This window comes from Castellaniella hirudinis (assembly GCF_047468865.1).
In the GTDB taxonomy this organism is placed as follows: Bacteria; Pseudomonadota; Gammaproteobacteria; order Burkholderiales; family Burkholderiaceae_B; genus Castellaniella; species Castellaniella hirudinis_A.
Genome location: NZ_JBLGTV010000018.1, coordinates 32,574 through 52,240 on the forward strand (window position 1 = coordinate 32,574; position 19,667 = coordinate 52,240).

General features: G+C 65.8%; 17 protein-coding genes and 1 tRNA gene. 13 read left to right on the forward strand and 5 right to left on the reverse strand.

The features are described from left to right. The first annotated feature begins 13 nt into the window (after positions 1 to 13). From mnmD to ACMHYJ_RS15645, 4 genes are all read left to right on the forward strand, one after another. Positions 14 to 1,969: a tRNA (5-methylaminomethyl-2-thiouridine)(34)-methyltransferase MnmD gene (gene mnmD, locus ACMHYJ_RS15630; RefSeq protein WP_414247121.1), complete on the forward strand. Its 1,956-nt coding sequence runs from the start codon at positions 14 to 16 to the stop codon at positions 1,967 to 1,969. A 126-nt stretch (positions 1,970 to 2,095) separates the two neighbouring features. Then, positions 2,096 to 2,731 (forward strand): hypothetical protein, encoded by a 636-nt coding sequence (locus ACMHYJ_RS15635; protein ID WP_414247123.1) that lies wholly within the window; start codon positions 2,096 to 2,098, stop codon positions 2,729 to 2,731. A gap of 11 nt (positions 2,732 to 2,742) precedes the next feature. Further along, positions 2,743 to 3,195 carry a hypothetical protein gene (locus tag ACMHYJ_RS15640; protein ID WP_414247124.1) on the forward strand — a complete coding sequence of 151 codons (453 nt, stop codon included), beginning with the start codon at positions 2,743 to 2,745 and terminating at the stop codon, positions 3,193 to 3,195. A 195-nt stretch (positions 3,196 to 3,390) separates the two neighbouring features. Then, complete coding sequence (locus ACMHYJ_RS15645; RefSeq protein WP_414247139.1) at positions 3,391 to 5,532, forward strand: glycoside hydrolase family 31 protein; 2,142 nt, start codon at positions 3,391 to 3,393, stop codon at positions 5,530 to 5,532. Between the two features lie 33 nt (positions 5,533 to 5,565). Here the strand turns inward: ACMHYJ_RS15645 and ACMHYJ_RS15650 are convergent, their stop codons facing one another. Then, positions 5,566 to 6,390, reverse strand: a complete 825-nt coding sequence (locus ACMHYJ_RS15650) for a metallophosphoesterase family protein (RefSeq protein WP_414247125.1) — start codon at positions 6,388 to 6,390, stop codon at positions 5,566 to 5,568. 63 nt (positions 6,391 to 6,453) lie between these two features. Between ACMHYJ_RS15650 and ACMHYJ_RS15655 the strand changes: the two genes are divergently transcribed. Then, positions 6,454 to 6,529, forward strand: a tRNA-Lys gene (locus tag ACMHYJ_RS15655). Positions 6,530 to 6,728: 199 nt separating this feature from the next. Beyond that, positions 6,729 to 7,259, forward strand: coding sequence for a cupin domain-containing protein (locus ACMHYJ_RS15660; RefSeq protein WP_414247126.1), 531 nt, complete (start codon positions 6,729 to 6,731; stop codon positions 7,257 to 7,259). A gap of 55 nt (positions 7,260 to 7,314) precedes the next feature. Here ACMHYJ_RS15660 and ACMHYJ_RS15665 read toward each other — a convergent pair whose 3' ends face one another. Together ACMHYJ_RS15665 and ACMHYJ_RS15670 are read right to left on the reverse strand one after the other, a co-directional pair. After that, positions 7,315 to 8,355, reverse strand: coding sequence for an HD domain-containing phosphohydrolase (locus ACMHYJ_RS15665; protein ID WP_414247127.1), 1,041 nt, complete (start codon positions 8,353 to 8,355; stop codon positions 7,315 to 7,317). Beyond that, the gene (locus tag ACMHYJ_RS15670; RefSeq protein WP_414247128.1) at positions 8,352 to 11,306 is read right to left on the reverse strand and encodes an MHYT domain-containing protein; all 2,955 of its coding nucleotides are present in this window, start codon (positions 11,304 to 11,306) and stop codon (positions 8,352 to 8,354) included. The genes ACMHYJ_RS15665 and ACMHYJ_RS15670 overlap by 4 nt, the downstream gene beginning before the upstream one ends. Positions 11,307 to 11,470: 164 nt before the next feature. On the opposite strand from ACMHYJ_RS15670, the gene ACMHYJ_RS15675 reads away from it, so the two are divergent. From ACMHYJ_RS15675 to glnQ, 7 genes are all read left to right on the forward strand, one after another. Then, a complete protein-coding gene (locus tag ACMHYJ_RS15675; protein ID WP_414247129.1) occupies positions 11,471 to 13,180 on the forward strand; it encodes a diguanylate cyclase domain-containing protein in 1,710 nt (569 codons plus the stop codon). Between the two features lie 107 nt (positions 13,181 to 13,287). Further along, positions 13,288 to 14,301 (forward strand): methionine ABC transporter ATP-binding protein, encoded by a 1,014-nt coding sequence (locus ACMHYJ_RS15680; RefSeq protein WP_414247130.1) that lies wholly within the window; start codon positions 13,288 to 13,290, stop codon positions 14,299 to 14,301. After that, complete coding sequence (locus ACMHYJ_RS15685) at positions 14,298 to 14,954, forward strand: methionine ABC transporter permease (RefSeq protein ID WP_414247131.1); 657 nt, start codon at positions 14,298 to 14,300, stop codon at positions 14,952 to 14,954. Before ACMHYJ_RS15680 ends, ACMHYJ_RS15685 begins: the two co-directional genes overlap by 4 nt. A gap of 97 nt (positions 14,955 to 15,051) precedes the next feature. Beyond that, entirely contained in the window at positions 15,052 to 15,837 is a 786-nt protein-coding gene (locus ACMHYJ_RS15690) for a MetQ/NlpA family ABC transporter substrate-binding protein (protein WP_414247132.1), read from the forward strand. 170 nt (positions 15,838 to 16,007) lie between these two features. Beyond that, the gene (glnH, locus tag ACMHYJ_RS15695; RefSeq protein ID WP_414247133.1) at positions 16,008 to 16,754 is read left to right on the forward strand and encodes a glutamine ABC transporter substrate-binding protein GlnH; all 747 of its coding nucleotides are present in this window, start codon (positions 16,008 to 16,010) and stop codon (positions 16,752 to 16,754) included. Positions 16,755 to 16,772: 18 nt separating this feature from the next. Continuing rightward, the gene (locus tag ACMHYJ_RS15700) at positions 16,773 to 17,612 is read left to right on the forward strand and encodes an ABC transporter permease subunit (RefSeq protein WP_414247134.1); all 840 of its coding nucleotides are present in this window, start codon (positions 16,773 to 16,775) and stop codon (positions 17,610 to 17,612) included. Further along, positions 17,609 to 18,337, forward strand: a complete 729-nt coding sequence (gene glnQ / locus ACMHYJ_RS15705; RefSeq protein ID WP_414247135.1) for a glutamine ABC transporter ATP-binding protein GlnQ — start codon at positions 17,609 to 17,611, stop codon at positions 18,335 to 18,337. Before ACMHYJ_RS15700 ends, glnQ begins: the two co-directional genes overlap by 4 nt. Positions 18,338 to 18,398: 61 nt before the next feature. On the opposite strand, the gene ACMHYJ_RS15710 is transcribed toward glnQ, so the two are convergent. Together ACMHYJ_RS15710 and ACMHYJ_RS15715 are read right to left on the reverse strand one after the other, a co-directional pair. Beyond that, a complete protein-coding gene (locus ACMHYJ_RS15710) occupies positions 18,399 to 19,118 on the reverse strand; it encodes a hypothetical protein (RefSeq protein ID WP_414247136.1) in 720 nt (239 codons plus the stop codon). Positions 19,119 to 19,311: 193 nt separating this feature from the next. Next, a partial coding sequence (locus ACMHYJ_RS15715) for a DUF4351 domain-containing protein (RefSeq protein ID WP_414247137.1) occupies positions 19,312 to 19,667 on the reverse strand: 356 nt, incomplete at its 5' end.

Below are 19,667 nucleotides of genomic sequence, written 5' to 3' on the forward strand. Positions count from 1 at the left end.
CGAGTGTCCCCCGATGTCCGGCTCCTATCAAGTCCTGACCCCCGCCACATGGCGGGAAACCGCCCAGGGCGTGCCTTGCAGCGTCCTGTATGGCGACGTGTACCATGGCGCCGCCGGGGCACTGGCGCAGGCGCGGCAGATTTTCCTGCCGGGCAATGGCCTGCCGGGGCGCTGGCGCGGGCGTCCCGCGTTCACGATTGCCGAAACCGGATTCGGCCTGGGGCAGAACTTCCTGGCGGCGTGGCGGGCCTGGCGCGACGATCCGCAGCGCAGCGCCCGCCTGCACTACCTGGCGTTCGAGGCGCATCCGTTCGCCTTGCCGGATTTGCGCCGGGCCTGGGGGCGCCTGCCGGCGGACATGCAAGCGCTGGCCGATGAGTTGGCGGCCTGCTGGCCGGCTTTGCTGCCGGGGGTGCATCGGCTCGATCTGCAGGCGGGCCGCGTCAGCCTGACCCTGATCCTGGGCGACATCCGCCGCACGGCGCGCCAGGCCCAGGCTTGCGTGGATGCTTTTTTCCTGGATGGTTTCGCGCCCCGCGTCAACCCCGACATGTGGTCATTGGCCGTGTTCAAGCAACTGCGGCGCTTGGCCGGGGCGGGGGCCACGGCGGCCACCTGGTGCGCCGCTGGGCAAGTCCGGCGCGACTTGCGCGCTGCGGGGTTTCTGGTCGACAAGGTGCCGGGCTTCGCGGGCAAGCGCGAGATGACGGTGGCGGTGCTGCGCCCCGGCCTGGGCCAGACGCCGGGGCCTTTGCCGCGTCAATCGGTGGCGGTGGTCGGCGCCGGGCTGGCGGGGGCGGGGTTGGCGCAGGTTCTGGCCTTGCGCGGGCATCGGGTGCAGGTCTGGGACGACTGGGATGTGCGGCAACTGCCCGTCGCGGTGCGCCGACGGGGCGCGGCGGCCCTGGTGCCCGCGTTGAGCCCGGACGACGACACGCGCGCCCGCCTGTCCCGGGTCGGGTTGCAGCGGGCCTGGGCCCATTGGTCCGGGCTGGCGGGCGACGCCCGGCCCCAGCCGTGCGGCGCTTTGGTGTGCGCCCAATCCGAGGCGCAGGCGCAGCGCCAGCGGCAGATGCTGGCGCGCCTGGATTTCCCGGCCGACTGGGTGCGCTGGCTGGATGCCGGCCAGGCCGGCGCGCAGGCGGGGGTGCCCCTCCCGTACGGGGGGCTGTGGTTCGCCCAGGCCCTGCGGGCGTGTCCGGGCGAGTTGGTGGCGGCCTTGCTGTCCAGTCCGGGCGTGCAGTACCGGGCCGGCCGCGTGGCGGATCTGCGGCCGTTGCCCGGCGGCGGCTGGCGGCTGTGCGATGCGGCGGGCGCCATGCTGGCCGAGGCCGATCAGGTGGTGCTGGCCAATGCCCTGGGCGCACCGGCCTTGCTGGCGCGGGTGGCCGGCGCTGCCGCCGGCGCGGCGCCGTCGGTCAGTGCGCAAGCGGCTGCCGCGAGCGGGGGGACGGCGGGGCGCGTGGAACCCGATGGTTCGAGATTGTCCGCCTGGCCCGTGCTGGCCGGGTTGACGCCGCTGGCGGGACAGGTCAGCCTGTATCCGGTGCCCGATGGCCTGTCCGCCGTGCCCCGGTGCGTGGTGTCCGGGCAGGGGTATTGCCTGCCGCCCCGGCATGGCTGGGGGGTGGCGGGCAGCACCTATCGCCCGCATGCCGCAGACGCCGTGGCGGATGCGGCGGGCCATGCGGACATCCGCCGGCAGCTGCGGGGCTGGCTGCCGGCGGACGCCGTCCCGTGGCTGGATCACCCGGCCCCGGCGGGTTGGGCCGGCTGGCGCACCGCCACCCGCGACCATCTGCCCGTGATCGACGCCGTGGCGCAGCACCCCGGCCTGTGGCTGGCCTGCGCCTACGGGTCGCGCGGCCTGAGCTGGTCGGCCCTGGCGGGCGAGCTGCTGGCGGCGCGGCTGGATGTCGAGCCCTGGCCGATCGAGCGTGAACTGCAGCACCGCATCCGGCTGCGTTAGCGGTCGAGTCTTGGCGCGTATATCCCAAGCGCGGCGGCGCGGATACGCGCGGGTATCCGTTGGTAGTGCAGTGCTTAGGTTGAAGATATACTGGTTCGCATGAAAACCATGGCATGAGCGTACATCATGGCGGCGATCCAATCCCGTTGGGGTCGGTGGTTGATTCATGGCCTGTCCGGCCTGTCTATTTTGCTTTTGCTGATCTGGCTGGCTGCGATCGCACTCATGTTGTCCCAGGCCAGCGACTACGCGGCGGAACTCGCGGCCCGGCCTGCGCCTTCGCCGGATGATCGGGTGTTGTCGGGCACGGTCGAATTATCCGACCCGGGGCGGCAGGGGGCGGACGACGTGGCCGCGCCCTTTGGCTGGGTCATCGGCCAGACGCCGTGCGCGCGGGTGCTGGCGCAGGTGCCGGACAGCAGTCAGGATGCGCCTGGGAAATGGGTGTCTGTTGGCGGCCAGGGCGTGGCGGCGCTGGGTGTGCCGGGCATGCTGCGCTTGGCTGTCGGCTGCAACACAGAAGACATCGTAGAGCGCGTATTGCTGCGGTTTTATAAAGATCGCAATGGTCTTGTGCGCATGCAGGCCATGGCGCACGAACTGGATGCGCGCTATCGCGTGGCCCAGACGCCGGATCCGGCCGATCAGGTGAAGGATGGCGAGGGGCTGTTTGGCGCCTGGCGGGCGGACAACGCCGTCATCCGCATGACATACCACGCCATGGATCGCAGTTTCTGGCTGGAATACGCCGATCCCCCATAGGTTAGAACGCCATGCAACCCACCGCCCCGCCCCCTGTGCCGCAGCTGTCCCGCCAAGCCGTTCGTCGCCTGATCGGCGGTTGGCTGCTGCGGCACGCATTCATCGATTGGCTGCTGTTGACCAAAATCTGGTGGATATTCTGGGGCATGGGCGGATTGTTGGTCTGGCTGTTCTTCTGCGTGGTGGCGGGCTATCTGGATCCGAACGATGGCACGGCCGGGGTTTGGTTGTTTGGCTTGATGACGTTCGCCTCGTGGCTGGTGCTGGTCGCGCTGTTTTTTTGCCGGGCGTTGCGCTGGCAGCTGGCGGTGCCCGATGCCTTGCTGCGGACGGTGCTGGACGCGCCGGCCGACGCGATCCCCGAGGCGGATCGCAGCCGGCTGCGGCAGCTGATCGAGCAGCAAGGCCCCTTGGCGTATGTGGCCTTGTTCCGGTGGTGCGGCAAGCAGCATACCGCCGTGTAAAAGCGGCTTTTTCGTGGGCTGGTTCGACGGCGGGCAGGCCGTCCGGTTACCCTGAAAGCAAGCCGGATTTTATTTTATGGCGTAAATCCGTCAAAATACTGTCTTTTACAAGATTCACATGGGCGATCAGGCCCAGAGGATTACGCTGTGTCGCCCACCATTGAATTGGCGGACCCCCTGTTCGAGACTGATCCTGTGACCAGGACACCAGCCTGCGTTGAATGGCTGTATCAGTCGGAAAAGTGGTGTCTGCGTATCGAAGCCCATGCCCCCGGCGTGTTTCGGCTGCGTTGCGGTCCGCTGTCCTGGCTGAACCCCGCTAAAGTCACCCCGCGCGCGCAACGCCAGGCCGACATGCTGCTGGCGCGCCATGAGGCCGTCAGCGAAATGGAATGCCAGGCGCTCGACGCCGGCGGCTGGCAGCTGGCCCAGGGCGACAGCGCCCTGGTGCTGGGTGGGGCGGGGGCTGCCTTGCAGCTGCTGCGCCAGCAGCGGCCCGTCGCCCAGGCGCAGCTGTCGCTGCAGCCCGCGGCCGACGCCGAGGGCCAGTCCGTCTGGACGATAGACTGGGCCTTGGGCGAGACAGAAGGCGTTTTCGGCCTGGGCGAAACCTGCCACGACCTGGATCGCCGGGGCGCGCGCCTGACGTCCGACCAGGCCGCCGACCGCAGCCTGCCGCTGGCCTGGACACCGGCGGGCTGGGGGGTTTACGCCAATACCCTGGATCAGGTGGTGCATGACCTGGGCGCGCCGTCCCGCCTGCGGGTGCAGGTGCATGGGGCCGGTCTGGATCTTTTCCTGTTCGTGGGCGATCCCGGCGAAATCCTCAACCAGTACACCGCCCTGACCGGGCGGGCGGGCCAACCCAACCTGTGGCCCATGGGGGTCTGGCTGGATCAGGCCCCGGGCCAGTCCATCGAATACAGTCTGCAGCAGGTGCGCGGCCTGCGCGCCCAGGGGCTGGCCCTGGACGCTGTGCGCCTGGCGGATCCCGCCATTCTCGGGTTCCAGGCGGATAAGTCCGTGTTCGAGTGGTCCGCCGCCGTCGCCGATTGGCGCTCGGTCGCGGCCGCCGCCCAGGATCTGCACATCCATCTGGCGGGCAGCTGCATTCCCGGGGTTCTGCAGGGCACGGCCTTGTTCGACGAATGGGAAGACCGGGGCTGGCTGCTGTGCGACGACGACGGCAATGCCTGGCTGTGTCCGGGCACCGCCGCGTCGGGCGGGCAGCCTTTCGGTTTGTTGGATCTGACCCATAAAGACGCTGCCCGGCTGTGGACCGAACGCCATTTGCAGGCGCTGGAAGACGGCCTGGAAGCCCCGGTCTGCCTGGCGCGGTTCGATTTTCCCCATGCGCTGGAAGCCCGGGGGGGCGAAACCGGCGCGGTGCTGCGTTCGGCCTATCCGCATCTGGCGCGCCGCGCCCTGTTCGACGCCGTGGCCGGGCCGCGCACGCCCCAGGAAGGCGTGATACTCAGCCGCGATCTTTTCCCCGGGGTGCAGCGTTTCGCCTGGCAGTTGGGGCCGGACGTGGACAATACCTGGGACGGCTATGCGCAGACGCTGCGGGCCGCCCTGTCGGTGGGCAATGCGGGGGTGGCCGTGCAGACCCACGCCCTGGGCTGTGCCACGCGCCCCACGGGCACCATGACGCCGGAACTCTATCTGCGCTGGCTGGCCATGTGCGTGTTTTCGGCCAATTTCAGCTTCCAGGGCCACCCGGATCTGATGCCCGACGCCTTTGACGGGGCCACCCGGGATGTGATCGGGCATTGGCTGCAATGGCGCTATCGCCTGTTGCCCTATGTGGCGGGCATCATCGACGATGCCGTGCGCACCGGCCTGCCGGTACAGCGCTCCATGGCGCAAGCCTACCCGGACGACCCCGAGGCCCATGCCTGGGATACGCAATATTTGCTGGGGCCCGCCCTGCTGGTGGCCCCCGTGACGCAGCCGGGCGAGACCACCGAGGTCTACCTGCCCAAGGGGGATGCCTGGTGGGATCTGTCCACGGGCTGGCGTTACGAGGGCGGCACCCGCTGGACCCTGCGGCCCGGGCTGGATGCCTTGCCGGTCTTTGGCCGCGAAGGCCACATTCTGTGCCTGGGGCCGGCGGCCCAGCATACGGGCGAGATCAATTCGGCCAAAATCCTCGAAGAAGTCTGGATGTTCGGCATGCCCGAACACAATCCGGTGGTCATGCGCAATAAAATCCGCGTCATGCAGATGCAGGGCTCCAGCTACATCAAGGGCCTGGAAGGCCTGAAAATCCTGCCGTCCGAAGGCCTGGAGGTCAAGCGCCGGGGGGCTGAAGTCCGTATCTCGCGGGCGCGCTGACGCCGCACCGGCCCGGGCCATGGCGGGCCGGCTTCAGCGGACGATGCCGGGCGGGCCGTCTTGCAGGGCCGTCGGGCGGCTGACCGGGATGCCGACGCACAGCCCGGGGTCGAAAGCGGTGTTTTCATTGATGCCGTCGCGGCAATAGCCCCTGGGGTTGCACAGCACCCGGGTGCCGCGCACGGTGTAGTCGAAGCTGTCGTGCGTATGGCCATGCACCCACAGGCACGCGCGCCCCATCAGGCCCGTGCAATCCGACACAAACCCCGCGCTCACCAAGGAATCCTCGAAGCGCGGATGCACGCTGCGCAGGCTGGGGGCATGGTGGGTGATCACCACGGTGGGGCCGTCGAACGGCAGATCCAGTTGGGCGTCCAGCCAGTCGTATTGCTGCCGGAACAGCGCGACCGAATCCCGCGGGCTGAAGACCGAGCCGTCGCCATTGCGGATCACCTGGAAATCGCGCATGAAGCGGCCGGTCTGTTCCATGGCCTGTTCGCGTTGTTCGGGGCCGAAGAGCTCGAAATCCGTCCAGAGCGTGGCGCCCAGAAACCGTATCCCCTGGATGACGGCGGCTTGCTGATCCAGCAGGTGGATGCCGTATTCGGCCGCATGCCGCGCCAGTTGGGCGCGGACGTCGGGGATGACGCCGCTGTAGAATTCGTGGTTGCCCGGCACGTACAGCACGGGATGCCGGATGCGCGATGCCCACTGCATGGCCTTGGCCGGCCGGGCGATGTCGCCTGCCAGAATCGTGATGTCCGCATGGGTCTCGGGCAGCGCCAGGCCTTGCATGCTGAGATGCAGATCCGACAGGATATGCAAGCGCAGAACATGACGGTCTAGGACATCTGGCATGGTGGTCTCCAAAGGGGTTCTTGACACATTTTTGGTGTGATGCGATAATCTACGGCTTAGGTTGGGTCGTTAGCTCAGTCGGTAGAGCACCGGACTTTTAATCCGTTGGTCGCGCGTTCGAACCGCGCACGACCCACCAGCCTTTTACCAATGCCCAGGCCATGCCTGGGCATTTCTTCTGATTGAGCCCGGGGCAAACCCGGGCTTTTGCGTATTGTGCCGCCGGTCGCCATGGGCGTGAATATGTGTTTCCCCGGATGCGCAGGGCGGCTGTGCGCACCGTCTGCCGCCGTGCGGTAAGCTGTGCGGACGTCAGAAAATAAAAAAAGGTGTTTTCGATGGATCGCACCGATGCTTCCGTGCAAGGCCTGGTCGCTTTGCTGGGCCTGCAGCCGCACCCCGAAGGCGGTTATTACCGTGAGCTATATCGTTCGGATCAGACCGTTCCCTACCTCGGGGCGGCGCGGCGCGCCGCCACGGCCATTTACTATCTGCTGGACGGCCAGGCGTACTCAGCCTGGCACCGGATCGACGCCGATGAGGTCTGGGCGTTTCATGCGGGCAGCCCTTTGGCGCTGCATGTGCTGACCCCTTCTGGGGATGTCGCCACCACCCTGCTGGGCGATCCGCGCCGGCATGCGGGGGCGCGGTTCCAGGCCGTGGTGCCCGCGGGGTGCTGGTTCGCGGCCGAACTGGCCGCGCGCGCCGGCTCGCGGCCCGCAGCGGACGATGGGGCGGCGGATTATGCCCTGCTGGGTTGCTTCGTGGCGCCGGGCTTCGAGTTTTCGGGTTTCAAGCTGGCAACCGCCGCCGATATGGCCGACGCCGTCCGGCGGCATGGCCCGTGGCTGGGCCGGCTGTTGGCTTGATGCCCGCCCGGGGTTTTCCGCACCGCCGCGCCAGCCAGCCGCGCGGGCGGCTGGTTCAGGCCGGGGTATCGGGCGGCGTCGCCGGTTTGGGGCCGGCGGCTTCGTCCGCCCAGCGCGTCTTGAAGACCAGCACATCGGGCAGGCAGCGCTCGAACGCGGTCACCAGATCGGGGTCGAAGTGTCTGCCGGATTGCTGGTGGATGAAATCCATGGCTTCGTCCACCGTCCAGGCCCGTTTGTACGGCCGCACGCTGGTCAGGGCATCGAACACATCCACCAGCGTCACGATGCGGGCCGCCAGGGGGATGGCTTCGCCCGCCAGCCCGTCGGGATAGCCTGTGCCGTCCCATTTTTCGTGGTGGCGCAGGGCGATGGTGGCGGCCAGCTTCAGCAGCCCGCCGGGGTGTTCGCCCAGGATGTGGGCGCCGATGGCGGGATGCTGGCGCATCACGGCCCATTCATCGTCGTTCAGTTTGCCGGGTTTCAGCAGGATGCCATCGGGGATGCCGATCTTGCCCACGTCGTGCATGGGGGCCGCGTGCAGCAGTTCGTCCGCGTCCTCGTCGCTGTAGCCGATTTCCTTGGCCAGGCGCCAGGCGTAGTGGCTCATGCGCACGATGTGCAGGCCGGTTTCGTTGTCGCGGTATTCGGCGGCCGCGCCCAGGCAGCGGATGATCTGCAGGCGCGTCTGGCGGACTTCGTCGGCCTGCACCAGGGACAGGTGGGTGCGCACCCGCGCCTGCACGATGGGCGGGCTGAAGGGCTTGATGATGTAGTCCACCGCGCCGAGTTCCAGTCCCTTGCGTTCGTCGTCGGCATCGCTCAGGGCGGTGACGAAGATGACCGGGATGTGGCGGGTCTTGGCGTCGTTTTTCAGTGTGGCGCAGACCTCGTGGCCCGACATGCCCGGCATCATCACGTCCAGCAGGATCAGATCCGGGTGTTCCTTGGCCACCAGGGCCAGCGCGGTGGGGCCGTCTTTGGCGAACAATAGGCGGTGCTCGGCCTGCAGGGTGTGGCGCAGCACCTGCAGGTTGGTGGATTCATCGTCCACCAGCAGCAATGTGGGGCGGCGGGCTTCGGCGGCTTCGGTCATGATTGATTCAGCAAGGTGTTCAGTAATGTGGCCGCCCGGTCGAAGTCGAAGGCGTCCAGGGCGGCGTCCAGGGCCTGCGCCTGGCCGGGCCGGGCCTGGGCCTTCAAGCCGTGGCGGACGGCATCCAGCAGGGCGTCGTCGAGTTCGTTGCGCGCCAGGACGGCGGCCAGCGATGCCATCGTCGATTGTAGTTCGGGCGTCAGAGGCGGCGGGCCGTCGCGGTGGGCGGCTGTGGCGGTGGCCGCCGGGGCGGGGCCGGCGGCCGCCGGCGGCTGGAACGGCGCGGCTTGCTGCCGGCTGGCCGCCAGCAGGGCCTGCAGGTAGGGCAATTGCTGCAGCACTGCTTGGATTTCGCCGTTGCGGGTGCGGTCTTCCAGCCTGCCCGCCAACTGGGCGATGGCCATCAGGGCCAGGTTGCCCGCCGCCCCGCGCAGGCCGTGCAGGCTGAAGCGCAGCGCTTCGGGGTCGGGGGTTTGGGCATCGGGCGCCGGCAGCGGATATTGCACGGCCGCCTGATCCAGGAACTGCAGAATGCGCTGCGCCAGCCGGGCGCGGTCGCCCCACAGGCCGATACCGCGATCCCAGTCGATCAGGGGCGGGCTGTCGGCGTCCGGCAGCGCGGGGTCGTCGTCCGCCGCAGTGGGTTGGTGGTGGATGACGCGGGCGATTTCGGCGAATAGGTGGGCGGCATTCAGGGGCTTGACGGCAAAGCCGTCCATGCCCGCCTGCCGCGCTTCGCGGCGATCGCGCGCCATGACGCTGGCGGTCAGGGCGATGATGGGGGTGGGCGCCAGGCCGTTCTGCCGTTCGTGCTGGCGGATCAGCCGGCTGGCCTGCAGGCCGTCGGTGCCCGGCATGTGCACGTCCATCAGCACGACGTCGAAACGGCCCGCCAGGAACTGCCGGACGGCTTCGGCACCGTCGTGCGCCGCGGTGACCTGGTGCTGCTTGGCCTGCAGCACCAGAGTCAGCAGTTCCAGGTTCTGCGCCACGTCGTCGGCAATCAGGATGTTCAAAGGGGGCAGAACCACACTGAGCGCCGCGCCGGCTTCGGCGGGGGGCTTGCCCAGGGGCAAAGGCAGCCAGACGTGGAACACGCTGCCTTTCCCCGGGGCGCTGTCGACCTTGAGCTGGCCTTGCATGGCCTGCACCAGTTGGCGGGCGATGGTGGTGCCCAGGCCCGTCCCGCCGAAGCGGCGGCTGATCGACGCATCCGCCTGGGTGAACGGCTCGAAGATCGTGGCCAGTTGATCCGGCGTCATGCCGATGCCGGTGTCGCGGACTTGCACGTGAACCTGGTGGTCTTCGTAGGCGTAGCGCACTTCTACCCCGCCGGTTTCGGTGAACTTGATGGCGTTGCCCACCAGATTGCTCAGGATCTGCAGCAGGCGCAGGGTGTCGCCCTGGAAGAATTCGGGCATGTCGGCCGGGTAGTGCGTGGTCAGCGTCAGCTGGCGCGCCTGGGCGCCCAGGCGCAGCGAGGATTCGATCTGGTGCGCCAGGGCTTTCAGTGAAAAATCCCGGATTTCAAGATCCAGCCGGCCGTGTTCCAGCTTGGTGGTGTCCAGGATGTCGTTGATCAGCCGCAGCAGGGATCGGGACGACTGGCTGATGGCGTTCAGGTGGCTGCGCTGCAGTGGGCTCAGGTCGGTTTGCTGCAGCAGCTCGGCAAAGCCGATGATGGAATTCATCGGAGTGCGGATTTCGTGGCTCATGTTGGCCAGAAAGCGCGTCTTGGTGTCGGCGGCGTGCTCCGCCCGCTGGGCGGCCTCGCGCAGGGATGCCTCCAGCGCCTGGTGTTCGCTGATGTCGGCCAGCAGGCCCACGTACAGGCGGTCGGCGCCGGCCAGGTCGACCTTGCCCACGGCCAGGCGCACCGGCACCAGGCTGCCGTCCTTGCGCTGGCCGATGACTTCGCGGCCAATGCCGATGATGTGGGGATCGCCGGTGTCGTGGTAGCGTTTCAAATAGCCGTCGTGTTCGGAATGGTAGGGCTCGGGCATCAGCATCTTGATGTTCCGGCCGATGACTTCGGCGGCCTGGTAGCCGAACAGGCGTTCGGCCGAGCGGCTGAATTCCTGCACGGTGCCCAGGCCGTCGATGGTGATGATGGCGTCCACGGCCGTATCGACGATGGCGCGCAGGCGGGATTTGCTGAGTTCCATCTCGCGGAACAGCTGGCGGGTGTGGATCAGGCCGTTCAGGGCGGTGACCAGCACGCCGATGGTGATGGTCAGGGACGACAGGGCCAGCGCCCCGTAGGTGGCGTCCAGGCGGATGGTGTTGTCGGCCATCGAGGGCTCGCCCAGGAACCGCACGGCGGCCATGCCGGTATAGTGCATGCCCGCGATGGCCACTCCCATGATGGTGCCGCCGAGCACGAAGCGCAGGCGGCCGTCCAGGCGGGTGCGCCGCAGCCCGAAATTGATCCACAGGGCCAGCATGGCCAGCGCCACGGCCACGACGATGGACAGCAGGAACAGCACCATGTCGTAACGCATGGCCAGAGGCGTGTCCATGGCCATCATGCCGGTGTAATGCATCAGGCCGATTCCCGCCCCCATCAAGACCCCGCTGCCCAGCAGCAGACCGCGCGACAGCCGGCGGCGCGACAGGATGTACAGCGCCAGCCACGACGCCGCCCAGCCGGGCAGCAGTGAAATCATCGTCAGGGGCAGGTCGTAGCGCACGGGGGCCGGCAGGCTGAACGCCAGCATGCCGATGAAGTGCATGGACCAGATGCCGCCGCCCAGGGCGATGCCCCCCATGCCGAGGGCGATGTGCCGGTAGGGCCGGTTTTGCGTCTGCAAGGCGATGTGCGCGGTGTGCAGCGCCATGAGCGACAGGCAAATGGGCACCAGCACGGACAGCAGCACCAGGCCGGGGTGATACGTGCCCGCGACGAAGTCCGCGCCATCGGCGGCCGTCAGGAAGAAATGATCCATCATCATGAAAGACACAGCCTCGACAGGGGGATCAGGAACGAAGGGGAGCTTGAACGCTACATTATGCCCGTAACCTTCAGGAGTAAAGGAATGGCGCCTGGAATGGCTTCTTGTACACTGGACGGCATCGCCGTTTTGCATCCCTTGTCCATCCAATGAATTTGCGGTCCTTGCGGGTTTCCCTGGTCTTGCCTTTCGTGCTGCTGATCATCCTGGTGGCGGTGACGCTGGGGGCGACCTTTTATTGGTCGGCCAGCCGCAACATCGGCCAGTTTTCCGATCAGTACATGCGCGCCATGGCGGCGCGCATCTCCCAGGCCGTGCATTTTCACGTGCATGGCTCGTCTTCCGTGCTGGATTCCGCTTTTCCAGAAGGGGTGCCGGTCGCCGAGGACATCGCCGCCGACCTGAATGCGCTGCGCACGCGTTTCTGGGTGGCGACGTCCATGTTCACCAATCCCAACGATTATGTGTATTACGGCAATGAGGCCGGGCAAAGCATTGCCCTGAAGCGGCTGGGGGTGGACGAGGTCGAATTGCGCCTGAAGCTGAAAGAAGCCTTGCACCGGCGGTACTACCATTACCGGGGCATTCACGGCATGCCGCGCTACACCGGGGATGAAACGGGGCTGTTCGATCCCCGCGAGCGGGTCTGGTATGCGATGGCGCGGGACACCCCGGATCAGATCTGGACCACGGTGTATATCGACTTTACTTCCAAGGATCTCGTGGTGACGCGCGCGCGGCGCGTTCTGGGGGCCGACCAGCGCTTCCAGGGCGTGGTGGCGACCGATGTCTCGCTGCGCGAAATCAACCGCTTCGTGTCCTCCCTGGATATCGGCGACCAGGGGCGCGCCTTCGTGGTCGAGCGCGATGGCAAGCTGATCGCCGCCACGGGTACTGCCAATCTGGGCATGAGCATAGACGGCAAGCTGATGCGGGTCAGCGCCGCCTATAACGACGACCCCGTCACCAAGGCCGCCTATCAAAGCATCCACGAACTCATCGGCGATGCCAAGGCGGAAACCCGGCGCGACGATGACCGCGAGTACCTGGCCACCGTCCACGATGCGGAAGGCCGGACCATTACTGTGGCGGCCCGGCGCATCGTGGACGATGCCGGCATGGACTGGCTGGCCGTCGTGGCCATCCCCCGCGAGGCCATTTTCATGGGCCTGCGCCGGCAGATCGGCATTGCCCTGGGGATCGGTTTGCTGGCGGTGCTGCTGGCGATTCTGGTGGGGCTGCGTATTTTCGGACGGATCGCCAACGATGCCGTCGGTTTGTCGCGGGCCGTGGATAAGGTGCGCGCAGGCGATCCCTCGGTGGCCATCACCACCCGCCGCCGGGACGAACTGGGCGATCTGGCGCGCAATTTCCAGGCCATGCACGCCGACCTGTTCACCGACCGCCTGACCGGAGTGGCCAATCGCATGGCCTTGGATCATCGGCTGCAGCGTCTGACGGCCGATCCAGACGACACCCCCTTTGCCGTTCTGTTCATCGACTTGAACGACTTCAAGCCCTTGAATGACCGCTATGGCCACGACAACGGCGACCGCGCGCTGGTCGAGGTCGCCCAGCGCCTGCGGGCGGCCCTGCGGATCGACGATTTGCTGGTGCGGCTGGGGGGCGACGAGTTCGTGGTGGTGGCGGCCAAGCCGTCGTCCGGCACCCTGACGGCTTTCAAGGCCAAGCTGCAGGCGCTGATCGAGATCCCGCTGGAGACACTGAAAGGGCTGCCCGCCGATGAAATCGTCCGCCTGGGGGCGGCCATCGGATCGGCCTGCTGGCCGGCGGATGGGCGCGACCCTGAAACTTTGCTGAAGCGCGCCGACAGCGACATGTATGCCAACAAGCCTTCCGGCCGGCGGTGCTAAATAGTTTTTTGTTATATGCTACAGGGTTTATCCAATCAATCGGCATGGTAAATTCTCGGCTCAGGTCCTGCTGATCCGGGACATTGTCATTTTAGTGATCCTGACTCTTGATCGACCTCGAGAACATCCGCAAGACCTTCGTATCGGCCGGCCGCACCGTGCATGCGCTGGCCGATATCCATCTGAATATCCGCGAAGGCGAAGTCTTTGGCATTATCGGGCGCTCCGGCGCGGGTAAAAGCACGCTGATTCGCATGCTGAACCTGCTGGAAAGGCCCACCGACGGCGTGGTGCGGGTGGATGGCCGCGACATCACGGCCTATACCGACGCCCAACTGCGCGAATACCGCCGCCAGGTGGGCATGGTGTTCCAGCACTTCAATCTGCTGCGCGCGCGCACTGTGATCGACAATGTGTGCTTTCCGCTGCGCCTGTCGGGGATGTCGCGCGCCGACCGGGTCGCCCGTGCCCGCGAAGTGCTGGCCTTGGTGGGCCTGTCCGATCATGCGCATAAGTATCCCGGGCAGTTGTCGGGCGGCCAGCAGCAGCGTGTGGGCATCGCCCGCGCCCTGGCCAGCAAGCCGCGCCTGCTGCTGTGCGACGAGGCCACCTCGGCGCTGGATCCGGAAACCACGCAGTCCATCCTGCGCCTGCTGGGCGACATCAACCAGCGCCTGGGGCTGACCATTGTGCTGATCACCCACAGCATGGATGTGATTCGCGCCGTGTGCGATCGGGTGGCGGTCATCGAATCCGGCCGCATCGTCGAATCCGGCCAGGTGCTGGAAGTCTTTTTGCACCCGCGGCACGATGCCACCCGATCCCTGCTGTCGGAAAGCGGGCTGGATGGCGGCGAGAGCTGGCGGGCCATGGCCGATGGCCTGCCGGGTCATTTGCTGCGGCTCAGTTACCGGGGCGATGCCATCGCCCAGCCGCTGCTCAGTCGCATCAGCCGGGATCTCAACCTCGATCTCAGCATCCTGCAGGGGTCGGTGGGGCAGATCAAGGACACCCCGTATGGCCAGTTGGTCGTGGCCGCCCAGGGCGCCGCGGCGGATCTCGATGCCTTGGGCGGTCTGCTGGATCAGGCGGGCGTGCACTACGAGGTACTACGGACATGATGGCCAATGTGGATTGGTGGTTGATCGGCGAAGCCACGATCGACACCTTGTTGATGACGGGATTTTCTTTGTTGTTCACCATCCTGATCGGCTTGCCGGTGGGGGTGCTGCTGTTCCTGACCAGTCCGGGGCAGATGATGAGCCATCGAGGCATCTACCAGAGCACCGCGTTTGTGGTCAATGTGTTGCGCTCGGTGCCTTTTTTGATCCTGCTCATCGTGATGATCCCCATGTCGCGTCTGCTGGTGGGCACCGCGCTGGGCGTGCAGGGCTCCATCCCGCCCCTGGTGGCCAGCGCCGCGCCGTTTTTCGCGCGCCTGGTCGAGAACGTGCTGCGCGAGCTGGATCCCGGGGTCAGCGAAGCTTGCCGCTCCATGGGGGCCACATCGCGCCAGACCGTCCTGTGGGCGCTGCTGCCCGAGGCCACCACGGGCATCCTGGCGGCGGTGGTCGTGACCGCCATTACCCTGGTGGGCTATTCGGCCATGTCGGGGGTGATCGGCGGGGGCGGCCTGGGCGATCTGGCCGTGCGCTACGGCTATCAGCGCTACCAGGGCGATGTCATGGCCGTCACCGTGGTGATCCTGGTCATCATGGTGCAGGTATTCCAGGCCTTGGGCGACCGCTGGGTGGCCCGGCTGAATCGGAAGTAGGGCGGCGCGGGCCCGGGGCGCGCCGACGCGCCGGCCACGCCGGTGTTTTGACTTGGTTTATTGCTTGATTCATTACTCGATACTCAGGAGATTGTTCATGTTGAAGAAATTTGCGCCCGCCTTGCTGCTGGCCTTGCCGTTGGCTTTCGCCACGTCCGCCCAGGCGGGCAAACTGTCGGTGGCCGCCACCCCCGTGCCGCACGCCGAGCTGCTGGAATTCGTGAAACCCGACCTGGCCAAAGCCGGCGTGGATCTGGACATCAAGGTCTTTACCGACTATGTGCAGCCCAATCTGCAGGTGGCCGACAAGCAGATCGACGCCAACTTCTTCCAGCATCAGCCCTATCTGGATTCCTTCAACAAGGAACACGGCACCAAACTGGTGTCGGTGGGCGCCGTGCACGTCGAACCGTTCGGCGGCTACTCGGCCAAAATCAAGAACATCAAAGATCTGAAGGACGGCGCCCTGGTGGCCATCCCCAACGACCCCTCCAATGGCGCGCGCGCCTTGCTGTTGCTGCAGAAACAGGGTCTGCTGACCCTGAAGGATCCGAGCAACATCCTGGCCACCGCGCGCGATATCGCCGAGAACCCCAAGCACCTGAAATTCCGCGAACTCGAAGCCGCGACCCTGCCCCGGGTGCTGCCCGATGTGGATCTGGCCCTGATCAACACCAACTATGCGCTGGAAGCCGACCTGAATCCGATCGAGGACGCGCTGTTCATCGAGGACAAGGACTCTCCCTATGCCAATCTGGTGGTCGTGCCCGCCGATCAGACCGAAAATGCCGATGTCAAGCAGCTGGTGCAGGCGCTGCAGTCCGACAAGGTGCGCGATTTCATCCTGAAGCAGTACAAGGGGGCCATCGTCCCGGCTTTCTGATTCTTTTGGTTTTCGGAATCCCCGGCCATTCGTAGGGGATTTCCCGAAAAATCGGGAAACGACCCAGGCTTTGCGTCAGGATTCTGGCGGATCGCCTGGGTCTTTCAGTTAACATGAGCGTCTGTTGCGGCCTGCTGGCTGCGCTCAATCCATCCCACAAGGAGACCCGGATGTTGCCTAAAACCTTTAAAGCTGCCCTGATGGGGCTGGCCTTCGCCCTGGTGCTGCCCACGGCTCAGGCCGCCGACAAAGAACTGGTCGTCGCCACCGATACGGCGTTCGTGCCTTTTGAATTCAAGCAAGACGGTAAATACACCGGCTTCGATATCCAGCTCTGGGAAGCCATCGCCAAGAAGGCCAACCTCAAATACCGCCTGCAGCCGATGGATTTCAACGGCATCATTCCGGGCCTGCAGACCCGCAATATCGACGCGGCCCTGGCCGGCATCACCATCCGCCCGGATCGCGCCGAGGTCATCGACTTCTCCGATCCCTACTACGAGTCCGGCCTGGCGATCCTGGTGCCCGACGGCAGCGCCATCAAGACCGCGAAAGACCTCCAAGACAAGACCGTCGCGGTCAAGATCGGCACCGCCACGGTGGATTACATGAAGGCCAACGTGCCGTCGGCCAAGCTCAAGCTCTTTCCCAATATCGACAATGCTTTCCTGGAGCTGGCCACCGGCCGAGTGGATGCCGTGGTGCACGACACCCCCAATGTCCAGTATTACGCCAATACCGCCGGCAAGGGCAAGGTTCAGGTCGTGGGCTCTCTGAAAAGCGGCGACTTCTACGGCATTGCCTTTCCCAAGGGCAGCGACCTGGTTCCCGTCGTCAACAAGGCGCTGGCCGATCTGAAGGCGGACGGTTCCTACGACACCCTGTATGAAACCTGGTTCGGCAAGAAACCCGACTAATCCACACGGGAAATCATCGTGACTTTTGAATGGTCTGCAATCTGGGCTGCCTGGCCCGACCTCATGGCCGGTGCCTGGATGACCGTCCAGATCACGCTGATCGGCTTGGTGGGGGGGACGATCATCGGCGGCCTTGCCGGGGTGGTCGTCACCTACGTGCCGGTTCCCATCACCCGCCGCAGCCTGTCCTGGGGGGTGCTGGGGCTGGTTCTGCTGGCCGCGTTGTTCCAGGTCTTCTCCTGGCTGGGCGCGGGGCCGCTGGCCGGCCTGCCGGCGCCGGTATGGTGGGGGTTGCGCCTGCTGATCCTGGCGCTAGTCATCTGGCGCTGCCTGGCCTGGGTGCCCTTCGTGCTGTCGCTGGTCGCGCAGATCTATATCCTGGTCATGCGCGGCACCCCGATCGTGGTGCAGGTGATGTTCATCTATTTCGCCCTGCCGCTGCTGGTCAACGTGCGCATCGACGGCTTTACGGCGGCCACGGTTACCCTGATGATCAATTCGGGGGCCTATATCGCCGAAATCGTGCGCGGCGGGCTGTTGTCGGTGCCCAGTGGCCTGAAGGAAGCCGGCCAAGCCATGGGGTTGCCGTTCTACAAGATCCTGGCGCACATCATCGGCCCGGTGGCCTTGCGCCGCATGATTCCCACCATGGGCAATCAATGCATCATCAGCCTCAAGGATTCCTCGCTGTTCATCGTCATTGGGGTGGCCGAACTCACCCGCCAGGGGCAGGAAATCATCGCCGGCAATTTCCGCGCGGTCGAAATCTGGGGCGCGGTGGCCGTCATCTACCTGATCATGACCGGCTTTATCGCCCTGGTCCTTAAATTCATCGAACACCGGACCCGCATCGTATGAGCATCGTCGAATTCAAGAACGTCACCAAGCGCTTTGGCGACAATGTCGTGCTGGATGGCATCGACCTGTCCATTGATGCGGGCGAGGTCGTGGTGGTGGTCGGCCCGTCCGGGTCGGGCAAGTCCACCTTTCTGCGCTGCATCAACGTGCTGGAGACCATCCAGGGCGGCGATATCGTCGTCAATGGCCTGAGTGTGCTGGGCAAGGCATCCCAGGTGCGCGAATTGCGCCGCGAGGCCGGTATGGTGTTTCAGCAGTTCAACCTGTTTCCCCAGCTGACCGCGCTGGAAAACGTCATGTTCGGCCCCGTCCACACGCGGGGCGTGGCCAAGGCGCAGGCCCGCCAGATGGCCCAAGAACTGCTGGCCAAGGTCGGCCTGGCCGAGCGCGCCAACCATTATCCCGGGCAGCTGTCCGGCGGCCAACAGCAGCGCGTGGCCATTGCGCGGGCGCTGGCCATCAAGCCCCTGCTGATGTTGTTCGACGAGCCCACGTCGGCGCTGGATCCCGAACTGCGCCACGAAGTCCTGCGGGTGATGCAGGACGTGGCCGAGGAAGGCATGACCATGATCGTGGTCACCCACGAAATGGAATTCGCCCGCAAGGTGGGCAGTCGCCTGATTTTCATGGATCAGGGAAAAATCGCCGAAGACGGCGTGCCCGAGACCTTGCTGAACAATCCGCCCAGCCAGCGCCTGAAGGACTTTCTAAAACACGTCAGCTAATTCGCCACGCGCCTGCCGCTTGGTCAGATTCGCGTGGGCCCGGGATGGGCCCAGCCGCGATTTATTTTGCCGCCGTCACCTTCAATGTGCGGGTGGCGATCACCTTGTCCGAGCCTTCGCCCATGATCTGTATCGTGACCTGGCGCAGACGATAGGCTTTGGGCAACTCGGTCTGGCCGTTGATGACGACGTAGCGGCCCATGTCCAGGGGCTGCGTCATCAGGTCGACGTAGCCGGTGTTGCCATTGGGGTATGTGCCGATCCCGATCAGTTTGATTTCGCCGCGCAGGTTCGGGGTCTCGGTCTGGCCGTCGGCCAGATCCTGGATCAGCAGGACTTGGTAGGCCAGGGTGCTGTCTTGCGTGACCAGGTCGGCATAGCGGATGCCTGGGGAGGTGCCGCGGGGGTCGGGCGGGATGGCGGCGATCAGGCTGGCGACGCCGGCTTCCATGTCGGCGGCCTGTTTGCGCAGCTGCTGCATGCGGATGTCTTGCGCCTGCCGGGTCTCTTTCGCTTGGGCGATGTCCTGGCGAATCGCCTTGGCTTCGTTGTTCAGGCGCTGGTTTTCCAGGTTGGCGGTGTTCAGATCGATGCGCAGTTGTTCGGATTGTTCGACCGTCAGGCGCTGCGGGCCGTAGCTGCGCTGCAGGAACAGTACGCCGCCCGCGCCCAGGACGACCCCGGTGACCAGCAGCAGCAGCCAGCGCGGGATGCCACGGCTGCGGCGGGTATAGCCGTAGGGAGTGGGTTTGAAGGTGGGGCGCTTTGATGCGAAAGACATAAAAATTCCTGGGGGCGGGCGGGTTTGCCGCCTGCCCTGTGGTGGTGATGGAAACCCATTAGCATAAACGGTTTGGCGGCGGGCTTGGCGCAGGGACTACAGATGGTTGCTATTTGCTTGATTTGGTGCGGTTTCTTGGCCGGGCCGATCGAAGGGGCGTTGGGTTTTTTGAGATGTCGCGCGTGGCGTCTGGTCAATCCCGAAACACGTCATCCAGTTCGGTGGCGTCCAAGATGTTCAGCAACCAGGTTTCCAGTTGCGCCGCCGTGGCGGCCCGGATGCGCCGGGCAATGGCGTCGGGCTGCGGGCCGAAGCGGCGCTGCATCTGCAGCAGCAAGGTCTTCGACTGGCCCTCCACACTGCCTTCTGCTTTGCCTTCGACAAGCCCCTCGGCAAACCACTTGTCGCGGCCGGCGCGTTCGATCAGCGTGACATACGTCATCTCATTCTCCTTGGTCAAGGCTTCGACCGCCTGTAAAAACTCCGCTTCCAGGTCTTCGGGCAGCGCAATCATCCATTCGATCAGGCGGTACACCTGCATGGCCACCA

Coding starts and splice junctions, on each gene's coding strand:
- mnmD (WP_414247121.1), top strand. CDS start 14: ATGTCCGGCTCCTATCAAGTCCTGACCCCCGCCACATGGCGGGAAACC.
- ACMHYJ_RS15635 (WP_414247123.1), top strand. CDS start 2,096: ATGGCGGCGATCCAATCCCGTTGGGGTCGGTGGTTGATTCATGGCCTG.
- ACMHYJ_RS15690 (WP_414247132.1), top strand. CDS start 15,052: ATGTTGAAGAAATTTGCGCCCGCCTTGCTGCTGGCCTTGCCGTTGGCT.
- ACMHYJ_RS15650 (WP_414247125.1), bottom strand. CDS start 6,390: ATGCCAGATGTCCTAGACCGTCATGTTCTGCGCTTGCATATCCTGTCG.
- ACMHYJ_RS15660 (WP_414247126.1), top strand. CDS start 6,729: ATGGATCGCACCGATGCTTCCGTGCAAGGCCTGGTCGCTTTGCTGGGC.
- glnH (WP_414247133.1), top strand. CDS start 16,008: ATGTTGCCTAAAACCTTTAAAGCTGCCCTGATGGGGCTGGCCTTCGCC.
- glnQ (WP_414247135.1), top strand. CDS start 17,609: ATGAGCATCGTCGAATTCAAGAACGTCACCAAGCGCTTTGGCGACAAT.
- ACMHYJ_RS15670 (WP_414247128.1), bottom strand. CDS start 11,306: ATGATGATGGATCATTTCTTCCTGACGGCCGCCGATGGCGCGGACTTC.
- ACMHYJ_RS15710 (WP_414247136.1), bottom strand. CDS start 19,118: ATGTCTTTCGCATCAAAGCGCCCCACCTTCAAACCCACTCCCTACGGC.
- ACMHYJ_RS15685 (WP_414247131.1), top strand. CDS start 14,298: ATGATGGCCAATGTGGATTGGTGGTTGATCGGCGAAGCCACGATCGAC.
- ACMHYJ_RS15640 (WP_414247124.1), top strand. CDS start 2,743: ATGCAACCCACCGCCCCGCCCCCTGTGCCGCAGCTGTCCCGCCAAGCC.
- ACMHYJ_RS15665 (WP_414247127.1), bottom strand. CDS start 8,355: ATGACCGAAGCCGCCGAAGCCCGCCGCCCCACATTGCTGCTGGTGGAC.